At 42.3% G+C, this 20,017-nt stretch carries 16 protein-coding genes; 10 read left to right on the top strand and 6 right to left on the bottom strand.

Annotated features, from left to right (window positions below):
• The first annotated feature begins 131 nt into the window (after nt 1-131).
• The 4 genes from ACY3ZI_RS17615 (at nt 132) to ACY3ZI_RS17600 (ending at nt 5,124) form a co-directional block, all read left to right on the top strand.
• Nucleotides 132-1,571: a purine-cytosine permease family protein gene (locus ACY3ZI_RS17615; RefSeq protein WP_487375595.1), complete on the top strand. Its 1,440-nt coding sequence runs from the start codon at nt 132-134 to the stop codon at nt 1,569-1,571.
• Nucleotides 1,572-1,709: 138 nt separating this feature from the next.
• Nucleotides 1,710-2,465, top strand: coding sequence for an electron transfer flavoprotein subunit beta/FixA family protein (locus tag ACY3ZI_RS17610; RefSeq protein WP_211887335.1), 756 nt, complete (start codon nt 1,710-1,712; stop codon nt 2,463-2,465).
• A gap of 14 nt (nt 2,466-2,479) precedes the next feature.
• Nucleotides 2,480-3,430: an electron transfer flavoprotein subunit alpha/FixB family protein gene (locus ACY3ZI_RS17605; protein ID WP_487375594.1), complete on the top strand. Its 951-nt coding sequence runs from the start codon at nt 2,480-2,482 to the stop codon at nt 3,428-3,430.
• Nucleotides 3,431-3,441: 11 nt separating this feature from the next.
• Nucleotides 3,442-5,124: an electron transfer flavoprotein-ubiquinone oxidoreductase gene (locus ACY3ZI_RS17600; RefSeq protein ID WP_487375593.1), complete on the top strand. Its 1,683-nt coding sequence runs from the start codon at nt 3,442-3,444 to the stop codon at nt 5,122-5,124.
• Nucleotides 5,125-5,308: 184 nt separating this feature from the next.
• Here ACY3ZI_RS17600 and hutC read toward each other — a convergent pair whose 3' ends face one another.
• Entirely contained in the window at nt 5,309-6,022 is a 714-nt protein-coding gene (gene hutC, locus ACY3ZI_RS17595; RefSeq protein WP_211887338.1) for a histidine utilization transcriptional repressor HutC, read from the bottom strand.
• 432 nt (nt 6,023-6,454) lie between these two features.
• Here hutC and ACY3ZI_RS17590 point away from each other — a divergent pair, with 432 nt between their 5' ends.
• Nucleotides 6,455-7,558, top strand: a complete 1,104-nt coding sequence (locus ACY3ZI_RS17590) for a hypothetical protein (RefSeq protein WP_487375592.1) — start codon at nt 6,455-6,457, stop codon at nt 7,556-7,558.
• Nucleotides 7,558-8,688: a hypothetical protein gene (locus tag ACY3ZI_RS17585; RefSeq protein WP_487375591.1), complete on the top strand. Its 1,131-nt coding sequence runs from the start codon at nt 7,558-7,560 to the stop codon at nt 8,686-8,688. Before ACY3ZI_RS17590 ends, ACY3ZI_RS17585 begins: the two co-directional genes overlap by 1 nt.
• Before the next feature lie 81 nt (nt 8,689-8,769).
• On the opposite strand, the gene ACY3ZI_RS17580 is transcribed toward ACY3ZI_RS17585, so the two are convergent.
• Nucleotides 8,770-10,062, bottom strand: coding sequence for an MFS transporter (locus ACY3ZI_RS17580; RefSeq protein WP_487375590.1), 1,293 nt, complete (start codon nt 10,060-10,062; stop codon nt 8,770-8,772).
• Nucleotides 10,063-10,319: 257 nt separating this feature from the next.
• Between ACY3ZI_RS17580 and ACY3ZI_RS17575 the strand changes: the two genes are divergently transcribed.
• The 3 genes from ACY3ZI_RS17575 to ACY3ZI_RS17565 all read left to right on the top strand — a co-directional run bounded on the left by ACY3ZI_RS17575 (nt 10,320) and on the right by ACY3ZI_RS17565 (nt 13,944).
• Nucleotides 10,320-10,679 carry a YcgJ family protein gene (locus tag ACY3ZI_RS17575; RefSeq protein WP_487375589.1) on the top strand — a complete coding sequence of 120 codons (360 nt, stop codon included), beginning with the start codon at nt 10,320-10,322 and terminating at the stop codon, nt 10,677-10,679.
• 534 nt (nt 10,680-11,213) lie between these two features.
• Nucleotides 11,214-12,617 (top strand): tryptophanase, encoded by a 1,404-nt coding sequence (locus tag ACY3ZI_RS17570; RefSeq protein WP_036956054.1) that lies wholly within the window; start codon nt 11,214-11,216, stop codon nt 12,615-12,617.
• A gap of 160 nt (nt 12,618-12,777) precedes the next feature.
• Nucleotides 12,778-13,944, top strand: coding sequence for an aromatic amino acid transporter (locus ACY3ZI_RS17565; RefSeq protein WP_487375588.1), 1,167 nt, complete (start codon nt 12,778-12,780; stop codon nt 13,942-13,944).
• 72 nt (nt 13,945-14,016) lie between these two features.
• Here the strand turns inward: ACY3ZI_RS17565 and ACY3ZI_RS17560 are convergent, their stop codons facing one another.
• Entirely contained in the window at nt 14,017-14,454 is a 438-nt protein-coding gene (locus tag ACY3ZI_RS17560; RefSeq protein WP_211887344.1) for a DUF411 domain-containing protein, read from the bottom strand.
• 447 nt (nt 14,455-14,901) lie between these two features.
• Between ACY3ZI_RS17560 and ACY3ZI_RS17555 the strand changes: the two genes are divergently transcribed.
• The gene (locus ACY3ZI_RS17555) at nt 14,902-16,482 is read left to right on the top strand and encodes a methyl-accepting chemotaxis protein (protein ID WP_211887345.1); all 1,581 of its coding nucleotides are present in this window, start codon (nt 14,902-14,904) and stop codon (nt 16,480-16,482) included.
• A gap of 69 nt (nt 16,483-16,551) precedes the next feature.
• On the opposite strand, the gene ACY3ZI_RS17550 is transcribed toward ACY3ZI_RS17555, so the two are convergent.
• Genes ACY3ZI_RS17550 through ACY3ZI_RS17540 form a run of 3 tightly spaced genes read right to left on the bottom strand, consistent with a single transcriptional unit; the run spans nt 16,552 to nt 19,922 of the window.
• Nucleotides 16,552-17,760: an ATP-grasp domain-containing protein gene (locus ACY3ZI_RS17550; protein ID WP_487375587.1), complete on the bottom strand. Its 1,209-nt coding sequence runs from the start codon at nt 17,758-17,760 to the stop codon at nt 16,552-16,554.
• Nucleotides 17,732-18,898 carry an MFS transporter gene (locus ACY3ZI_RS17545; protein ID WP_249215472.1) on the bottom strand — a complete coding sequence of 389 codons (1,167 nt, stop codon included), beginning with the start codon at nt 18,896-18,898 and terminating at the stop codon, nt 17,732-17,734. The genes ACY3ZI_RS17550 and ACY3ZI_RS17545 overlap by 29 nt, the downstream gene beginning before the upstream one ends.
• The gene (locus ACY3ZI_RS17540; protein ID WP_211887346.1) at nt 18,888-19,922 is read right to left on the bottom strand and encodes a threonine aldolase family protein; all 1,035 of its coding nucleotides are present in this window, start codon (nt 19,920-19,922) and stop codon (nt 18,888-18,890) included. The genes ACY3ZI_RS17545 and ACY3ZI_RS17540 overlap by 11 nt, the downstream gene beginning before the upstream one ends.
• Nucleotides 19,923-20,017 lie beyond the last annotated feature (95 nt).

The raw sequence follows: 20,017 nt of genomic DNA, 5'->3' as shown, positions 1-20,017 counted from the left end.
TTAATGACGGGTAGATAAAACAATAACATACCTGCATCACGTCAAATGTCTGTGCTCACAACATAGAGAATTCATTGCTGACGACTAATTGGCTCATTCTTTAAGCCAGCCTTGCTTAAAGAGGAATTACCATGACAGTTTCCAACGATATCATCGGGCAAAAGCAGTCTCGCCAAGATAATGTTCCGCTTATCGAAGCACGTTCCATTGACTATATTCCTGAATCTGAACGACACGGGACGTTGTCGAGCCAATTCACGCTGTGGTTTGGGGCTAACTTACAAATCACTGCAATCGTCACTGGTGCGCTAGCGGTTGTACTGGGGGGCGATGTATTTTGGTCGTTGATTGGCTTGTTTATCGGTCAATTATTGGGGGGCGCAGTGATGGCGCTCCATGCTGTACAAGGTCCGAAGCTGGGTCTGCCTCAAATGATCTCCAGCCGCGTGCAGTTTGGGGTTTATGGTGCAGTCATCCCAATTTTACTGGTTTGTATGATGTACGTCGGGTTCTCTGCCAGTGGAACAGTATTGGCGGGGCAGGCGGTGGGACAATTACTGAATGTCAGTGATTGGATGGGGATCGTGATTTTCGGGATTGTGATCATCGGTATCACTATCTGCGGTTACCGCATCATCCATATTCTCGGTAAAGTGGCGAGTGTCGTTGGCGTTATCGCCTTCTTCTATCTATTCTTCCGTCTGTTCTATATGAATGATGTTTCGGTGTTATTAGAGAATCGTCATTTCAGCTGGACGAATTTCCTATTAGCTATGTCGCTGTCGGCTTCTTGGCAGATTGCATTTGGTCCTTATGTGGCGGATTACTCCCGTTATTTACCGACCAAAACTCCAAACATCAAAGCATTTTTAGCCGTAGGTTCAGGGACAGTGATTGGGACTCAAGCCTCGATGATCCTAGGGGTGTTTGCGGCAGCGCTTGCTGGCAATCAATTTGCAGGTCATGAAGTTTCCTACATTGTTGGCTTAGGCAGCACGGGCTTAATTGCAGCACTGCTGTATATCAGCATTTTCTTTGGCAAAGTGACGATCACCGCGCTGAATGCTTACGGTAGTTTTATGTCGATGGCGGCGATTTGGTGTGGTTTCCGTGGTAAACACCAGATTTCCCGTGGGCAGCGTCTGTTCTTTATTATCCTCATGGTGAGCTTTTCGACGGCGTTAGGTCTTGCTGGGCAACACTCATTCTTAAAACTGTTCTCAGCTTTCTTGCTGTTCTTATTAGCGTTCTTTACACCATGGAGTGCGATTAACTTAGTGGATTACTACTGGGTGACGAAAGGTCGCTACGATGTCCCGCAATTATCCAATCCGAATGGCCGTTATGGTCGCTGGAACAAAGTAGGGATCATTACCTATGTGGTTGGCGTATTGATCCAAATGCCATTTATTGCCACCGGTTTCTACACCGGACCTCTGGTTGATAGCTTGGGCGGCGTGGATATTTCGTGGATCGTCGGTTTAGTTGCCACCAGTATCATCTACTATGTCGCGGTAAAAATTTGGCCAATGTCAGTGGCGCCAAGCCTGATATTGCCAGAAACCAAATAAGGTTTATTTCTTAGGTAACATATTAATTTTCCAACGATAAAAATAGTCAGTGATGGCGTCCTAGCAGTGAAAATATTCACTGCTATGGGCTCCCTCAACTCAAAAATAGCCGTAACAAAGTACGCGATAGGAGTAGTTATGAAAATTTTAGTCGCAGTAAAACGGGTGATTGACCATAACGTTAAAGTGCGGGTTAAAGCCGATGGCTCGGGAGTGGAGCTGACGAATGTCAAAATGGCGATGAACCCCTTTGATGAGATTGCGGTAGAAGAGGCGGTACGTTTAAAAGAAGCAGGCAAAGTCACTGAAGTGGTGGCGGTCTCCATCGGTGAAGCCACGGCGCAAGATACGCTGCGTAGTGCGATGGCAATTGGGGCTGACCGAGCCATTTTGATTCAAAAACCCACCGAGATGGCACTAGAGCCGCTGGATATTGCCCGCCTTTTACAGCAGGTGGTGAGTCAGGAGCAACCGGATTTAATTTTACTCGGCAAGCAAGCCATTGATGATGATTGCAACCAAACTGGGCAGATGCTTGCGGCACTATTGGGTTGTGCGCAAGCCACCTTTGCTTCGCACATTATAGTCGAGGGGGAGAAGCTGCAAGTCACTCGCGAAATCGATGGTGGCTTAGAAACCTTATCTATGGGATTGCCTGCGATTGTGACCACAGACTTGCGCTTAAATGAGCCTCGCTATGCCACATTACCTAACATCATGAAGGCAAAGAAAAAACCATTAGACATCATCGATATTTCTACACTGAATTTTAGCCCATTAGGGCAAGTAAAAATCGTCAACGTGACTGAGCCGAAAAAGCGTTCTGGGCAGTGCACCATGTTGAATGATGCCACCACGTTAGTGGCTGAACTGCAAGCTAAAGAAGTGATTTAACAGGGAGCCTGAACATGAGCCAATTATCCGTTTTAGTCGTTGTTGAGCACGATAACCAAACCATTAAATCTTCAACCTATAACAGCATAACGGCGGCACGCGAAATCATTGCACAGGGCGGAAGCCTGCATGTGCTGGTGGCGGGAAGCCAAGTGGCTGCGGTGGCACAATCCGTGGCATCTATTCTCGGGGTCGAAAAGGTCATCACCGTCGATGCCGAACCGCTCAAAAATGCGCTGGCGGAATCCATGACGAGCGCGGTGGTTGCCGTGGCGCAGGGCTATAGCCACATTATCTTCCCAGCGACCACATTTGGTAAAAATATTGCCCCTCGCGTTGCCGCTACGCTGGGTGTTTCTCAGATTTCCGATATTACCCAAGTGGTGGATGCACAAACATTTGTCCGCCCAATTTATGCCGGAAATGCGCTGGCAACGGTGCAAAACAATGGTAATCAAGTGGTGATCACCGTACGTAGCTCAGCATTTTCAGGGGCGACTGCAACCCAATCACCGGTGGTGATAGAACCCGTTTCTGTTACGCAGTTAACTCAACTTTCGGAGCTGACTAGCCAGTCATTAACTCAGATGAGCCGTGCGGAATTAAGTTCTGCCAAAGTGGTGATTTCGGGAGGGCGTGGTTTAAGTTCCGGTGATAATTTTGCCTTACTGGAAACCATCGCCGACAAATTAGGGGCTGCGGTGGGGGCATCTCGCGCGGCAGTGGATGCAGGGTATGTGCCAAATGATTACCAAGTAGGACAAACAGGCAAGATCGTCGCGCCAGATCTGTATATTGCGGTTGGGATCTCCGGTGCCATTCAGCATATTGCGGGGATGAAAGAGAGCAAAGTGATCGTCGCAATTAACAGCGATCCTGAAGCACCTATTTTCCAAGTGGCTGACTACGGCATTGTGGGGGATCTGTTTGAGATCTTACCTGAATTCGATAAAGCGCTGGCGTAGGAGAGAGCAAAATGACTATCGACAATAGTGCGAATGTTTCGGCGTCTTGTGCGCGAGAATCCATGGAGTTTGATGTCCTGATTGTCGGTGGTGGGCCCGCAGGATTATCGGCGGCAATTCGCATTAAACAACTCTCGTTACAAACAGACCGGGAGCTCAGCGTTTGCTTAATTGATAAAGGCGCCGAAGTCGGGGCGCATATTTTATCGGGTGCAGTGATCGATCCCCGTGGACTGAATGAGTTATTACCCGACTGGCAGCAAACCGTTTCGGCCTCACTTACTGCCGTCAGTGAAGATCGTTTTTTATGGCTCAAAGAAAATAAAACCAGCAAGTTGCCATTATCTTTGTTACCTACTTGCCTGAAAAACCACGGTAATGTGATTGGCAGCCTTGGGCAAGTCAGCGCAGCACTTGCAGTAGAAGCGGAGCAACTTGGTGTTGATATTTTCCCAGGGTTTGCGGCTACCGAAATCCTTTTTGATGATGCGGAGCAGGTTATTGGCGTCACCACGGGCGATATGGGGCTAGACAAACAGGGCAATCCGACGGCCATGTATCAAGCGGGTATGAACCTGTTAGCCAAAATGACTTTTTTTGCGGAAGGATGCCGAGGGCAGCTGGGGAAACAGTTAATTGCCCACTTCGATTTAGCGGCAAACCGCGGTAAACAGACTTATGGACTGGGCCTCAAAGAAATTTGGCAAATTCCCAAAGAGCAGCATCAAGCGGGGCTAGTGGTGCATTCAATCGGCTGGCCGCTGGATAACCAAACCTATGGGGGCGGGTTCGCTTACCACTATGGGGAAAACTTGGTCGCTGTAGGGCTGGTGGTGGGGCTAAATTATGAAAATCCCTATTTATCCCCATTTGATGAATTCCAGCGTTTGAAAACTCATCCTGCCTTCAGTGCTTTTTTGCAAGGGGGTGAGCGGGTGAGTTATGGGGCGCGTACTATGGTGGCTGGGGGGTTACCCGCATTACCAGAGTTAAGCTTCCCCGGCGGTGCCTTAATTGGAGATGATGCAGGCTTTTTAAATGCTGCGCGCATTAAAGGTAGTCATTGCGCGGTGAAAAGCGGCATGTTAGCGGCGGAGGCTTTATTTGAATCGTTCGCCGAGGATGTCGTCGATTACGCGGAATTTACCAGCCAATTTCAGCAAAAATTCGAACAAAGCTGGTTGTATAACGAGCTTTATCAGACCCGTAATTTCAAGCCCTATATGAAAAAAGGGTTAGTGATGGGGTCATTGATGTTCGGCGCAGAGCAATGGCTATTTAAGGGGCGTAGCCCTTGGACGCTGAAGCTCAAACTGGATGACCACCAAGGGCTTAGACCTGCCAGTGAATTTCAGCCGATCTACTACCCAAAACCTGATGGCAAGCTGTCATTTGATAAACCTTCCTCGGTGTTTTTATCCAATACAAACCATGCGGAAGAGCAGCCTTGTCACTTACGTTTAAAAGATAATGAAATTCCTATTCGCGTGAATTTATCCACTTATGCTTCACCGGAAACGCGATATTGCCCTGCGGGGGTATACGAAATAGTGAGTGAGCAGATGCAGGAGAAACTGCAAATAAATGCACAGAACTGCCTGCATTGCAAAGCGTGTGATATTAAAGATCCTCTGCAAAATATTACGTGGACAGCACCTCAAGGGGGAGAAGGACCTATTTATCAAGGCATGTAGTTTATTGTGACGATATCGTTTGTTGTGATGTTGATGTGTTGATACCTGACGTAATGTCTGTGATGTGGAGATTCTCGAACGGTATTTTAGTTGTTTATCAGTCGTTTTGGGGCCAGAGTGCCCCATTTTTTATGCTTGTTTTATCTGATAACAGCTTTATTTGATGACAGCTTAGCGCTGAAGATTAATTTTCAATGCGGGAATGTAATTTCAATTTATAGCGTGAGCCTGCGCTGATCATATTGACATAGCTGATCAACGTGCTGCCTGTCCATGTGCGACGGCTTAGTTGCAAACAAGGGGCATGTTCTTTGATGGATAAGGCTTGAGCGATAGGCTTATTGGCTAAAATTGCTTCAATGGTGTGCTCCATTTCACTGACTGGGAAATGGCGCTGTAAATAGCCGCTTGGGGTTTCACTATTGCCAAAATGCTGCTGAACAAATTCAGGGGCAATTCCATGATTTACATAGCGTTCTTCTAGCATCAGGGGAATGTCATTTTCAAAATGCAGCATTTTGCAGTAGCCAATATCGCTGCCTTCTGTGACACCAAGTTGTAGGGCAATTTCTGCGGTGGCAGGGATGATTTTTAGCTGTAACTGGTGACCAGCATATTTATTCCCACTAACTGAAATTTCATCAAAAATATCAAAGGCTTTAGTGACAGGAAGCTCATGCTTTTGAGTGGCGACAAACGTCCCTTTTCCTGCAATCCGATTTAAGATGCCTTTTTGACTGAGTTCAGAAATCGCTTTATTTACCGTCATACGGCTAACATTAAACTGGGCACATAACTCAAGTTCAGTGGGGATCTGAGTCTCAGGTTTGAAAATCCCTAAATCAATACTCCGCAGAATGTAAGATTGAATTTGCTTGTAGGCCGGTTTTGATGTCATCGCGTTTATTCAAATTTGTGGTTAACGGTAGGGATAAAATAACGGTTTCTTGGGAATGTAATGTATTCAAAATAACTCATCTGCGCCAGTCTAGCAGTAATTATTTCCTTTACTAGAGCCTGGTTGCATTTTAAGAGTAAAACAGGCATTTATCAGCTTTTAACTGATATAGCTTTGAATCTGTAATTATCTGAATTGTTCTATTATAGGGTAAGTTTAACTAGGGTAATATACCTTTATTTATTATCATAATGTTAAATTAACTATAACAAATAGGCATCATTGATGGGTGTTCAATATTTTCACGTTAAGCTAATTCAGTGCGATTATAAACAGGTTTCACCTGAGGGCATGGTGAGGCTAATAACTTCGGATAAGGTGTTTTTTTTCAATGCTGAAGATTTTGAAAACAGCCAAATATTTTTGGAACGATTGAATAAAGACGATACGTTGATTATTTCTGCTGAACAACTGAATGATGGGAGCTATTGGCTTAATTGGGTGTATCACCCAGAACATGGGCGTTTGGAACCCGATAGAAACCTTAAATTCGACAAAGGGTTAGTAAAGCAGTACCTGCTATCATTTGGACTTGCTGCACTCTTTATTCCCGCATTTTTTTGCGTGTTTAATGATGAAGAGAGTACATGGTTAATTGTTTTAGGGTCATTATTAGGCATGGTAGCTTTTGTGGGAGCCGTTCTGCTGTCGATGTGTATTTCACAAACCTTCACTATTTTTAGCCGAAAACGAAAAACCATCTTACGCGCATTAGATTTAGTTATAGCGGGCAAGTTTCAGGTAATTTATGGCGAAAATCTGATTCAGATTGAGGGAATTAAAAACCCGAAATTCAAACCGCTCAAAATAGATTCTCGAAAGCAAACGCCCATCCCTGAAACCTCATTACAGGTGACAAAAGGCAAAGTAAATATTAAGAGTATCAAGACGATTGAATATTATTATCGCGGGGGAACATACACCCGCAATGAAATAGAGCTTCAAGTGAATAAAAGCCATTTGAACCTCAAGTTAGATGGCTCAAAACCTTTCTTTAATAACCACAGCTTTTTTCTCGCTCAAGGGGATGAGGTCGAAGTCTATCACTCCAAAGTTGAAGATGGTTTTCCCGAGAGCATCGTATTTGGCCTGTATAACCACCAAGATAATTTAGCTTATACGCTGTCTGCTCGAGGTATGGCGCAAGAACGTGGTCTGTATCTGGCGTTGTGGGGGATCACGGGCATTATCTTGGCGCTATTCTTGGCGATTTTTGGCGCGACAGCAATTAGCGATGTTGTCGACAGGGGAAATCACTGGGATTATTGGGATTGGCTGTATTTACTCGATAATGACCTGATATTCATTGGTTTTGCCAGCTCGATAACCCTGGGTATCTGTTTCTTAATTGCCCTTGGTATGGCGGCGTATTATCGGTTTTCGAAACGGGGTAATGGCTATTACCAAACCCAAGCTGTCCTGAGCGCATTACGACGCCAACAAGGTAAAGATACTTATGTCATGGAGGTTCGTTAATGAATCCATTTCTAAGTTGGCGTTTTCTGGTGACGGGTGCCGTTTTCTTGGTGTGTTTAGGATCAACACTGATACTGGTATTTGGTGGAAATGATACGTCATGGCAGTGGAAAGAGAACAGCCAAGAGGGCAATACTTATATTGCGGATTATGATTATGCCAAAACGTACCCTGCGAAAGACGGCACGTTGATTATTGCGCAGAAAAATGGCCGCTCATCCTACTATTACAATCGGTCAGATTTGTTCTCGCCTGCACAGGAAGATAGTTATCAGGTGTTATTTGCCAATAAAGATGGCGTGCGTTTTATCACGCAGTTTAGCGACAGTTTTTATAACGCGGTGTGTGAAGAGTCTCAGTGCCTTTTAATGGTGCGCGATGGGTATCGAATTGTGAACTTAGCGGACAATTCGATTACGCCTCTAACGCCTTGGAAAGATGGGTATGGTGAATACATTTATGCGGCAATTACCGGGAAAATGTACCAAAGTGGTCAGGGGGAACCTTATGTCCTGATCGATAACCAAAAGATCTTCACCAGCGTGGATAAAGGGCTTACGTGGCAGTATTTGCTGGATCCACGTGAACTTGTGAAGCGTTTTTATCCTGAAGAAATCGCGGATAATTCAACATTTTCTTATGCGGTTCATGATGGCAATGTGATTGTGTGGTACAGCTACGGTAACGAAATGGGCTCTCTTGAAGTGATGGTGAACATCGCACAGAAAAACGTGGTGAGCCATCGATGGTTGCCTATTCGTATTAATGAGGCGGTTCAGAATCAGAAAGGGGATATTTATTTGGCAGCTCAAGAGCCTTCTCGCCGATTGTTTTCCCTTTATCAGTATCAAGGTGGCAATTTTAAGCTGATCAAAGAAGCGGGTTATAACCATTTGCAAGATATGGTTATCTGGGGGGATGGCTTGCTGGTGATGGAATCCGCGAGAAGCGGACAGAAATGTTTGATCCTCGATTTTGCCAGTAATCAATTGCACCGCCGATCAGAGTTAGAGTGGTATCAAAAATTATATATTCCTGAATTACGTGGGTTTATTGAATTATCAAGTAATTACAGTGATTCACCAGCGTTAACCGCAGGCGAGAAGGTGCATTATCGTCTCGCGTATTAATTTTAATGTATTGATTTCAAAATTGAATAGGGGCGATATGCCCCTATTCAATTTACCGCTATTTACTGGCTAACCCGCTATTTATGGGCGTTTACGAGGTAGTAAAATTACCGCGGTTGCCGCTATCACCGCCACCACCGAAAAGGCGATAAAGTTCCAGCTGGTCGCTATCCCCAAACTGGCGATATATGCCCCAAACATAGGCCCTGTCATCGCCCCAATTCGTGAAAAACTTAATGCCCAGCCAGTGGCTGAAGCGCGCGCTTTGGATGGGTAATAATTGGCGATGTATCCCGTCAAAATCAGCGCCGCAGAAATACTGCCGACCCCAGCAAACGCTACAAGTAAATAGTTAATATAGATATTTTGTTTAAAAACCATGCAGCCAATGCCTATCGCGCCGAGCAAGAAGAAAAAGGCAACCGAGCCGCGAACGCCGCGTTTATCTGCAATTTTTCCTAAGAATAAGCCCCCTAATGCGGATGCTAAGCTAAATACCACAAGGAAGGTTAGGCTGGAACCTAAGTTATAGCCTTCTTTGCGCATAATCGACGGTAGCCAGGTATTTAAGCCATACACCAGCAACATACCGCAGAATAAAGCTATCCAGAAACACGTGGTTGCGCGCAAATGTGTCCACGCAAAAACCACGGAGACTATCTCTTTCAAACGTTGAGGTTGCTGTTTTTGCTGAGCAGGCGGCGCTTGATATTCAACGTCTAGTTTCCGTGCCAAAGATTGAGCTTCCGCGTGGCGTCCTTTGTGGGTCAGATATTCAAGAGACTCAGGTAACAGACGAGCCATAGGCCAAACCAGTAACAGCGGCAATGCACCGAAGCCAATCACACTGCGCCATCCAAAGTGCTCCAGTAACCACATGGCAACCAGTGCGGCGCTGAGGATCCCCAATGAGTAACCGGAATACATAATGCCGTAGTTAAAAGAACGTTTTTCAGCAGGGGAATATTCGATGGTCAACGCGGCTGCGACGGGAATTACGCCGCCTAGCCCCACGCCACCAATAAAACGCATCAACCCAAACATCCAAGGTGTTGGGGCTAGGGCAGCGGCAAGCATCGTCAATGAAAAGAGCGTGACGCAGGCTAAAAGCATACGGCGGCGTCCGTAGAGTTCACTCAGCGTACCGATAATAAATGCCCCAAAAAACATGCCGACTAAAGCGTAGCTGCTAAGAGCGCCAAGTTCTAATGGGGTGAGGTTCCACTGTTTATATTCTGCGAGAGTGGGAAGAACAGCGCCCATCACGCCAACATCATAGCCTTCAAATAAAATGCTCATCCAGCAGATAAATAACACTTTCGAGGTGGTTTTTGTGGTGCCAAAAGATTTAATCGCGACTGTCTCTGTTGTCATACATCACTCTCTTATGGGGTGCTTAATTGGGTTGAATGCAGAGTTGCAGGTATTTTTATTATTTAAATTGCCGTTTATACACTCATCTTTTCTGCAATAAATAACAATTGAAAGTGTTAATGAAAAGTTAAAATCATGCACTAAGTGGATAGAGTTAGCAGTAAACATGAAATAGTGATGACGCCTGGGAATTTATCCACAAAATAAAACTCTAATGTGATATTGCAGTTGTGTTATTACTCAAAAAAAGGCGTTATATGAACTTAAAAGCAGTGTGTCTTGTTGGGTTTGCGATTGCGGCATTACCGATGTTGGCGTCAGCAAAATCAACTTCAGCGTTAAAATCTCCAGAAAAAAATGTGCTATGTGATAAATATGTGTGCGTCAGCGCCAAAGAGGGCGTTTCTGTTGCGCTAACGAAAAAATACCTAGGTGATAAACGAGCGAAAGCGATTGAGCAAGGTGGCGATTTTGATAAAACAGCCGTGACGTTTGCCAATGGAATTTTCTGCGATATTAACGAGCAAAAATGCCATGTGGACCGTTACTTTGAGGCGGATGGTAAGCGAAGCGCAGAGTCCAAAGAATACACTCAAAAACTGTTTGGAAAACAATAGTTATATTTAGATTGTTAAAATTCTTCCTAAAAGTAAAGTCTTTGTATAAGGCTTTACTTAATTAAAATAAATTCAACTTTAAATGACTTTTTAACGTTAAAAAATTAAGTTTAAGATTACTATCTATTATTTAATTATAAAATAACCTCAATTTATTAACGTTTATTTAATAGTGATTAAAATAAATAATATTGTGACCATAGTCATAGTGCGGAGTAGGATTTAAAGCTTTTTGTGATGCGGATACAAATAATAGACAATTGCTATTATATTTATCTAAGAATTGTTATATACCATACTCAAGGTTGTACTAATTCCTTGCTAATGGGAGCCATAGTATGTTTCTTCTAAGTGAGTTGTTAATGTCGAGGCGCTTCTTCTATTTGAAGAAATGGTTCAATATTGATATTTCTTTAGCCTTTTTCTTTCCGCAAAAATAACCTTTCTTTTTTCTCTCTCTCAAGATCTATTCGCTTATTTTTATAAGTTCGAATTTCTGTTTTTATTATTTAATGAAAAATTAAAGGTATTATCATGGCTAAAAGAATCGTAGAACCGTTCCGTATTAAAATGGTAGAAAATATCCGTATTCCATCAAGAGAAGAACGCGAAGCGGCATTAAAAGAGGCGGGTTATAACCCATTCTTGTTACCGAGTAGTGCTGTATATATTGACCTGTTAACGGACTCCGGTACTAACGCAATGAGCGACCACCAATGGGCAGCGATGATCACGGGTGATGAAGCGTACGCGGGTTCTCGTAACTATTATGATTTAAAAGATAAAGTTAAAGAGATGTTTGACTACGACTATGTTATTCCTGCTCACCAAGGTCGTGGTGCTGAGAACATGTTATTCCCTGTTTTACTGAAAGTGAAACAAGAACAAGGCGGCGCGAAAAAGCCGGTATTTATTTCTAACTTCCACTTTGATACTACTGCTGCTCACGTTGAATTAAATGGCTGTAAAGCGATTAACATTGTTACCGAAAAAGCCTATGACTCAGAAACTTATGATGATTGGAAAGGTAATTTCGATATTCAAAAATTAAAAGATAATATCGCAAAACATGGTGCTGAAAATGTGGTAGCAATTGTTTCTACCATTACCTGTAACAGTGCGGGTGGTCAGCCAGTTGCGATGGATAACTTGAAAGAAGTTTATGAAATCGCAAAACAGCATAATATCTTTGTGGTAATGGACTCCGCACGTTTCTGTGAAAACGCATATTTCATTAAAGAGCGTGATCCAAAATATAAAAATTCCACAATTAAAGAAATCATTCTGGATATGTACAAATATGCTGATGCGCTCACTATGTCAGCGAAAAAAGACCCACTGTTAAACATTGGTGGTCTGGTCTGTATTAAGAATGACGAGAAAATCTTTACGTTGGCAAGACAGCGCTGCGTACCAATGGAAGGCTTCGTGACTTACGGTGGTTTAGCGGGTCGTGATATGGCGGCAATGGTACAAGGCTTAGAAGAAGGGGCTGGGGAAGATTACCTGCATTATCGTATCGGCCAGGTGAAATATCTGGGTGACCGTTTACGTGAAGGCGGTATTCCAATTCAGTATCCTACTGGTGGACACGCTGTATTCGTGGACTGTAAAAAACTGGTTCCACAGATCCCAGGTGACCAATTCCCTGCGCAAGCTGTGATTAACGCGCTGTATTTAGAGTCAGGTGTTCGTGCTGTTGAAATTGGTTCATTCCTATTAGGTCGTGATCCTGAAACGGGCAAACAAAAACATGCTGATATGGAATTTATGCGGTTAACTATCGCACGACGTGTTTATACCAACGACCATATGGATTACATTGCAGATGCTCTGATTGGCTTGAAAGATAAATTCGCAACGCTGAAAGGTTTAGATTTCGAATATGAGCCACCAGTATTAAGACACTTCACTGCAAGATTAAAACCTATCAAATAATAGGTAGTTCTGTAATAGGCAGCTCTGCGGGTTCCCGTGCAATGCGGGAACCTTATCCCTTATTTTTAAGGTGACCAACATGAACAATTCGGCAGCCAAGAAAGAACCCTCCATAATGGTAGGGGGTTTTGTGCTAGGCGGAGCCATGATCGGGGCAGGTATGTTTAGCTTGCCAACAATTATGGCTGGGGCTTGGTTTATTAACTCGATTGTAATATTACTGATTGTTTGTTTCTTTATGTTTCACTCAGGGATCTATATTTTAGAATGTATATCCAAATATGGAGCCGGCACTAACTATTTTTATATCTCTAAAGAATTATTACCTAAATGGGCCTGCTATATTGCCAATGCAGCATTAATATTTGTTTTATATATATTGATATATGCTTATATTTCTGCAGCCGGATCCGTTATCAAAGAAGCGTCGGCAATATATGGATTTGATGTTAACTTAAGAGTGATATTTGTTGTCTTCACTTTACTGTTGGGCGCAAGTATTTGGTGGAGTGGTATTGCTGCAAGTCGATTAACATCATTATTTTTATTTATTAAAATTGTTTTATTTATTCTCGCTTTTTCAGGGTTATTTTTAATTGTAAAAACTGATTTATTATTAACATCTCCAGTGGGAGATAGTCAGTTATCTTTACTACCATTTGTCTTTATTATTATTCCTTATGCCATTACTTCGTTTGGTTATCACGGTAACGTCTGTAGTTTGTATAAGCTGTATCATGAAAATGAACGTAAAGTGGTTAAAAGTTGTGTGATTGGTTGTGTACTGGCTTTAATACTCTATTTCCTTTGGATATTAGGCACCATGGGAAATTTACCTCGAACAGAATTCCTCACCATAATTAATAAAGGCGGAAACCTCGATGCGTTTATTGAGTCACTGTATGCAGTATTAAGTAGCCCACATATTGCGACGTTCTTATTATGGTTCTCGATTAGTGCTGTATTTTGTTCATTCTTAGGAGTTGCGATTGGTTTATTCGACTACATTCTGGCGTCACTAAATTTTAATGATAACTCTTCAGGCAGAATGAAAGCAGCACTGTTATGTTTTATACCTCCTCTAGTTTTATGCATGTTATTCCCAAATGGCTTCTTAATTGCGATTGCTTATGCGGGGATGGCGGCGTGTATCTGGGCAATTATTTGCCCGGCAGTCATGGCATTAAAAGTGAGAGAGCGTTTCCCTAACTCGACCTTTAAAGTGTGGGGAGGCAAAGGGCTAATCTATGCAGTTATAGCCTTTGGTGTTGTTGGTATTATTTGTCAGTTGTTAGCGCAGTTTAATGTATTACCGATATACCGTTAATTTTTCAAATTAAGATGTAGTAATCACTGCCAAAGGTACAGCGAGGGTTTGCTGTACCTTTTTTATGGAAAACTAATAACGAGCCAATACGGATTGGCTACCATCCTTTTTAAAACTCATCACTGAATAGGCTTGTTTAAATCCGCTTGGTTGCTCCATACCTAAACTGCCCGCTGGCATGCCTCCGACAGCAATACCCGCAACGTCATCGGGTAGTGTATTGATTTTCGCTAAGCTATCGAGAGGAACGTGACCAACAACCAATTTGCCATTAATTTTGGCGGTATGGCAGCTGCGTAATGAGTTAGGTAAATTGGCTTCCTGATTGATTTTATCGATCTCTTGATAGGTGACATCGTGAATTTTCACGTCATAACCTGCGGCTTTTACTGCTTCGCCCCAAAGATGGCAGCAACCGCAACTTTCTTCTTTGTACAGCTCAACAACTTGGCTTGCTGCAACAGAGGAAAATGACGCTGCCAATAGTGCAGTGAATAACAATTTTTTCATATCAGTATTACTCCAAAAATAAGACATTGTTATTTAAATAAAAAATAAGGGTGCGAAATTTAAGCAGGTTTGTATTTCTCTTATGCGAGTTCTTATGGAACCCCTGAACCATAAAGCTTCCCGTAGGGGGAAGCTCAAGAGCTAAAACAGATTTTTGCTTATATTTACAGAACCTGATGATGGCGTTTTCTTACAGAAACAGAGCAATACTTTGGGAGGTCAATCACAAACTGGAAGATAGGGTAATTGTATGAAAATAGAACTTCAATGGATAAAAAACAGGCATTATGTCTCTAAAATCAATCAGTAAGCCAATTTTTAATCGGATTATTTTGCGCTTTTTTTGATGTCTAAAAGTCAGAAAGCAATTGAAAATAATTAAATTTTTCTCTTTTACCGCCGATAAATTAAACAAAGATCATTTTATTTTATCAAAAGAGAAATTCCATGCAGAAACTTCGAAATTATTCAATACGTGCTGTGATGCTCGTACTACTTGGCATTTTATGCCTAAACCTTGGGGGCATAAGCCTGTATAGCGGTTGGTCCTTATCGCGCATTTCTGACGGTATCCATGTTGACCGACAACTGGTGAAACAGATGACGGTACTCAGTCAGGGCAATGACCAATATTTTCGTTTTGTCACTCGCTTAACCCGCGTGATGGAAACCAAAAATGAGGGCAAAGAAGGAGATTACGCCTTGGTCAAAGACGCACTCGTGAACATGGAGCGTTATCTTGAGGAGATGAAATCAATTTCCCCAGGGCCGATGGATAAAGCCATTTCCGACCAAGTGATTAATAGCTGGCAAGCGCTGCTAGATGAAGGTGTGAAACCACAATTAGCCATTTCCATGGGGGAAGATAAGGCGGCTTATTTGGCGCATGCCCATAATGTCACGCCAGCATTGAGCCGCACATTCGGCGCGGCTATCACCCAGTTTAACCAAACTGCGGATGTGATGATTGAGCACACGCGGGAAGCGGTTGATGAGCATATGAATATGACGCGAGTAGTGATTATCATTGCGACCATTTTTGGTTTGCTGATTTTGATCTTCACTGACCGTTATCTAGCTAAGATGATGCAACGACCGCTGGAGCTGATCCGTCAATATTTCGATAAGATTGCGAAAGGGGATTTAAGCCAGCCAATCGAGCCATTTGGTCGTAACTGTGTGGGTAAACTTTTCCCGTTATTAGAAGAGATGCAGAACAGTTTACGTGATGCGGTGTTGACGATCCGCAATGGTAGCGAAAGTATTTATCGTGGTGCGACAGAAATATCTAACGGCAATAGTGACCTTTCCTCACGAACGGAAGAGCAAGCCGCAGCTTTGGAAGAAACCGCGGCGAGTATGGAACAAATCACAGCAGCAGTGCAGCTGAATGTGGAAAATACCCATCAAGCCAACCAATTAGCCGCTGAGGCCTTTGTAGTGGCTAATCAAGGGGATGCGATTGTTGAGTCCGTGGTGAGCACGATGGATGAAATCTCCCAGAGTGCCAAAAAAATATCTGACATCATCAGCATGATGAATGACATCAGCTTCCAGACCAATATTTTGGCACTGAATGCCTCCATTGAAGCGGCACGAGCAGGGGTTCATGGTCGTGGATTTATGGTGGTTGCCGCCGAAGTTCGTAAGCTTGCTAGCCATAGTGCCGATGCGGCAATGGAAATTGAAAAGTTGATTGCGGAATCAAGTTCGTGTGTGGAAAAAGGCACGCATTTGGTTCATGAAATGGGCTCGACAATGAGCAATATTCTGCAAGGGATCAACGATGTGACGGCGATTATGAAACAAATCACGACAGCTTCGGAGGAGCAGAGTAAAGGTATCGCACAGGTGGGGGTTGCCATCACTCAAATGGACAGTGTGACACAGCAAAATGCGTCTTTAGTTGAGCAAGTGGCAACAGCAGCAAGTTCATTAGAACATCAAACTGAAGAGCTGCAGGAATCAGTCAGTAAATTTCAGTTAACAAATAATGAGCGTAATTTTACCGAAGTGACGGTTGCCTAATATTGGCAACCATTGCATCGGTTTGAGAAGCCAAAACTCAGTATGAATTTGCGTTTGTACTGGGTTTTTTTATTTATAGAGGAGTTTTACATGATTAAGCCAACTCTCAGCTTTCTTCCCTGCTAAATACCGCTCAGAGGCGGTTGTTATTACGTAACCCAGTCGACTGTAGCTGTCTTTCAAGGTTGTTACATGTATTGGCGTGGGAACAAAATTAAACAGTAGAGGGGCACTTAATTGAGGATTGGCATGAAACCCGATAATTGTTCCTGGTTTCTCTGAGGTTAGAAAACGAATCGACGTATACTGTTTATTGGCGCAGAGTTTCGGGGTGTACACCATGTCTTTGACGTGCAAAGAAAGGTAGCACTCAACTAAATCAAACCCTGTTGATTGATAGCAAAGGGTATCAATCATCCCGCCGGCAACGCGGGGGTTAATTTCAATGAGTTTTATTTCACTGTGACTAAGCTTGAATTCAACGTGAGCAACGGTGTGGGATAAGCCGATTTGAGTGAGCCACGCTATGATCGTTTTCGTGATGTTTTCGATATCAAGAGTGTCATCGGGAAAGTCATGACCAATTTCGACAGCATATTGCCCAGATGTGGTGTATTTTTTGGTGACACCGAGTATTGTCCACTCGTTATCTTTAGAGTCCCAGTAAGCTTCTGCACTGTATTCATCCCCTTCAATGAACTCTTCAACAAGATAATGAGGGGAGAGCTGATATCCTCGACGGTTAACCCGAAATTCAGATAACGCCTGCACAGCAGTGAGTGCATCTTCCTCTGAATAACATATTGTTACTTGGTTGCTACCACTGTCATCGCAGGGTTTTATCACTACAGGGAACTGCATATTGTTCAGGTCAAACTTGTCATGGATATTGCCAACTTTGTAGCGACAATTGGCATTATGTTGGTGTAAATACTGCCGAGTCAGATGCTTGTAACGACAGGCTGTTAGGGCAATTAAACTTGGCGAAGGTAAATTGAAGGCGTGGGATGCTGCGGCAGCATTGATTAATCGATAGTCATCGAAAGCGACGATACCGTATAGGTTATAGTCCAGGGCATGGCTTAAAATCGCTGCCATGGAGCCTGTATTTAGTTCCACAACTTCATCAATATAGAGCATTGGGTTATCAGCCAGTTGAGCATAATAATGACGTTCTTTGGTGAATAAAACCGTGTGATAACCTCTCTCTTTTGCCAATTTGATGGCGCTGACGCCAGTACCGGAGATATTACATTCGAGAAATAGGATGGTTTTCATCAGTGCTCCTTAAATGGATAACGTATTCAGCGGTGAATAGAACTATGAGGATTAAAAGTAGGCTAGTAGGGATATAGGTGTGCATTTGAGTGTGGTTAGCAATAATGCCAACATAAGCGCCAAGGGATTCCGCTAATCCCCAACAGAATATACAAATAGATAATGAGAGCTTTTTACGGGTGAATGGGCATTTTTCAATCGCTAGACTGTTGTTATAGGGGCTCCAAATTAATTCGCTAAAGGTAAATAGGAATATCAGCAAATAAAGTGGGATTAATGCGCTGAAGTTTAAAAATAAAAGCAGGCTCGCAATCAGAAGAAGGCTGAATTTGTAGATAATAAATTGATGGGATTTTTTCTGTTTATCAATATATTGGGTCACTTTGATTTGCAAAAAAATGATCATAAAGGCATTCAAAGCGAATAGATAAGAAACCGTAATATAGTCTCTAGCATTTTGATAATTTAGCTCAAATAAGTAAGCCAAATTACGGAATACAAGCCCCAGCATAAAGAAAGGGATGGCGCTATAACAGAGAAAAATCCCCCATTCTAAAAAGCTGGCAGAGGCTTTCGTTTGTTGGCTTTGTATTGGTTGAGTATGTTTTGTATTCGTTAAGGTTAATGAGTACAGGGCAGCAATGAACATAATGGCGGCAGGAAGAAAGATCACTCCGGAATAAAAACTATGATAAAACCATTCGCCCACAGCACCACCGACTGCCGACGAAATATTCACAATGACATTTAAGATTGAAAAACTTTTCACTCTTTCTGAGTGATTATTATTTTCAGCAATAAATAAACTGGTACTGACATTCGCAATAGAAAACCCCGCACCAATCAATGCGGCAGATAACAGAATTGGGTAAAAATTTGAAATGAAATAGAGTGAAATAATAGATGTTGAGGAAATTAGATAGCTTAAAAATAGCGTTTTTTTATAATTAAGAAAATCAATAATAAAGTGGGTGAAGAGAGAAAAGGCACGGCTAATGAAAAGGAAGACAAAAATAATAATTGCGGTTTCACTCTCACTGATATTTTTATAGTGAATAAGATAGAGGGAGAAAAAAGGTAGAAAACTGTAAAAAGAGGTACCCGATAAAAATCGAGTGGTCATAATTTTATTCATCATATTGTATGCTTTCTATTTTTTTTAATAATAGCTCAAGTTGGTAGAGCATTGTCTCTGAAATATTGCTGCTAGTGACAAAACGCACAATATCAGCTGTCCAAGCGGTGGCTAACACCCCATGGCTTTTTAACTTTTGAACAACGTGCTCAGCATCTGGCACTTTTATCATAACGATATTAGTTTCGACTGGATAAGCGAGTTGAAAATAACGTGAAAGAATAGACGCGAGATGAACTGCATTTTGGTGATCGGTGTGTAACCGAGAGTCATAATGTTCCAGCTTATTTAAGGCAATAGCTGCCAGTAATCCTGATTGATGTAGCGCTCCACCATACCATTTTCGGTATCGTTTAGCGTTTTCTATATGATGCTGACTTCCTACTAACACTGAACCAAATGGCGCTCCAATGCCTTTTGATAGGCAGATATTGAGAAGATCGATATCTTTGGTATATTCTTGCGGAGGAATATTAAGGGAGATGCAGCTATTTAATACTCGGGCACCATCTAAAAACAGAGACATGTTTTTTTCAATACATAGCTGCTTGAGTTTCTTGATTTCTGCTAATGGGAATACGATTCCACCGTAGGTACTGATGCTACTTTCTATCGCAATGATTTTGGGAGTAGAGTATAAATTTGACCAACGAGCTTTATGATTAATTGCTTGAATAACATCTTGTTCAGTTAAAATACCACTTTGTGTTTTAACATTATTAATAATTAAGCCGTTTAATGCTGAGGTTTGGGATGATTCAAAAAAACAAATGTGGTAGCCGACTTCAGTAATGACTTCATCACCTATAGTGGATAAAACTTTCAAACCAATCTGATTGCTCATTGTGCCTGATGGCATAAATAGCGCATTTTCTTTATTAAATAATTCTGAGATATAGGATTCTAGTTTTTTGACATAAATATCTTCATTATAACAATCATCGCTAATATAATTAAAATTGATATTATTTAGATCCTTTTTATTTATCCTTGTTAGCGTATCACTTCTTAAATCGATAGTTACCATTTAAGTCCTTTTAGTTTTCATTGATGAGAACAAGAAGATTTTTGAATTTATAAATCTAGATAGAAAATGGCAAGATATAAAAATGAGGATTTTAT

It is taken from the genome of Providencia sp. LY12, from assembly GCF_057621555.1.
The sequence above is the reverse complement of the archived record's forward strand: the minus strand, read 5'-3'. Positions and strand labels throughout refer to the sequence as shown.

Excerpts from the sequence above, each read along its gene's own strand:
- ACY3ZI_RS17600 (WP_487375593.1), top strand. The coding sequence starts at position 3,442 with ATGACTATCGACAATAGTGCGAATGTTTCGGCGTCTTGTGCGCGAGAA.
- ACY3ZI_RS17560 (WP_211887344.1), bottom strand. The coding sequence starts at position 14,454 with ATGAAAAAATTGTTATTCACTGCACTATTGGCAGCGTCATTTTCCTCT.
- ACY3ZI_RS17570 (WP_036956054.1), top strand. The coding sequence starts at position 11,214 with ATGGCTAAAAGAATCGTAGAACCGTTCCGTATTAAAATGGTAGAAAAT.
- ACY3ZI_RS17550 (WP_487375587.1), bottom strand. The coding sequence starts at position 17,760 with ATGAAAACCATCCTATTTCTCGAATGTAATATCTCCGGTACTGGCGTC.
- ACY3ZI_RS17565 (WP_487375588.1), top strand. The coding sequence starts at position 12,778 with ATGTTTAGCTTGCCAACAATTATGGCTGGGGCTTGGTTTATTAACTCG.
- ACY3ZI_RS17555 (WP_211887345.1), top strand. The coding sequence starts at position 14,902 with ATGCAGAAACTTCGAAATTATTCAATACGTGCTGTGATGCTCGTACTA.
- ACY3ZI_RS17605 (WP_487375594.1), top strand. The coding sequence starts at position 2,480 with ATGAGCCAATTATCCGTTTTAGTCGTTGTTGAGCACGATAACCAAACC.
- ACY3ZI_RS17615 (WP_487375595.1), top strand. The coding sequence starts at position 132 with ATGACAGTTTCCAACGATATCATCGGGCAAAAGCAGTCTCGCCAAGAT.
- ACY3ZI_RS17585 (WP_487375591.1), top strand. The coding sequence starts at position 7,558 with ATGAATCCATTTCTAAGTTGGCGTTTTCTGGTGACGGGTGCCGTTTTC.
- ACY3ZI_RS17575 (WP_487375589.1), top strand. The coding sequence starts at position 10,320 with ATGAACTTAAAAGCAGTGTGTCTTGTTGGGTTTGCGATTGCGGCATTA.
- ACY3ZI_RS17540 (WP_211887346.1), bottom strand. The coding sequence starts at position 19,922 with ATGGTAACTATCGATTTAAGAAGTGATACGCTAACAAGGATAAATAAA.
- ACY3ZI_RS17545 (WP_249215472.1), bottom strand. The coding sequence starts at position 18,898 with ATGATGAATAAAATTATGACCACTCGATTTTTATCGGGTACCTCTTTT.
- hutC (WP_211887338.1), bottom strand. The coding sequence starts at position 6,022 with ATGACATCAAAACCGGCCTACAAGCAAATTCAATCTTACATTCTGCGG.
- ACY3ZI_RS17580 (WP_487375590.1), bottom strand. The coding sequence starts at position 10,062 with ATGACAACAGAGACAGTCGCGATTAAATCTTTTGGCACCACAAAAACC.
- ACY3ZI_RS17610 (WP_211887335.1), top strand. The coding sequence starts at position 1,710 with ATGAAAATTTTAGTCGCAGTAAAACGGGTGATTGACCATAACGTTAAA.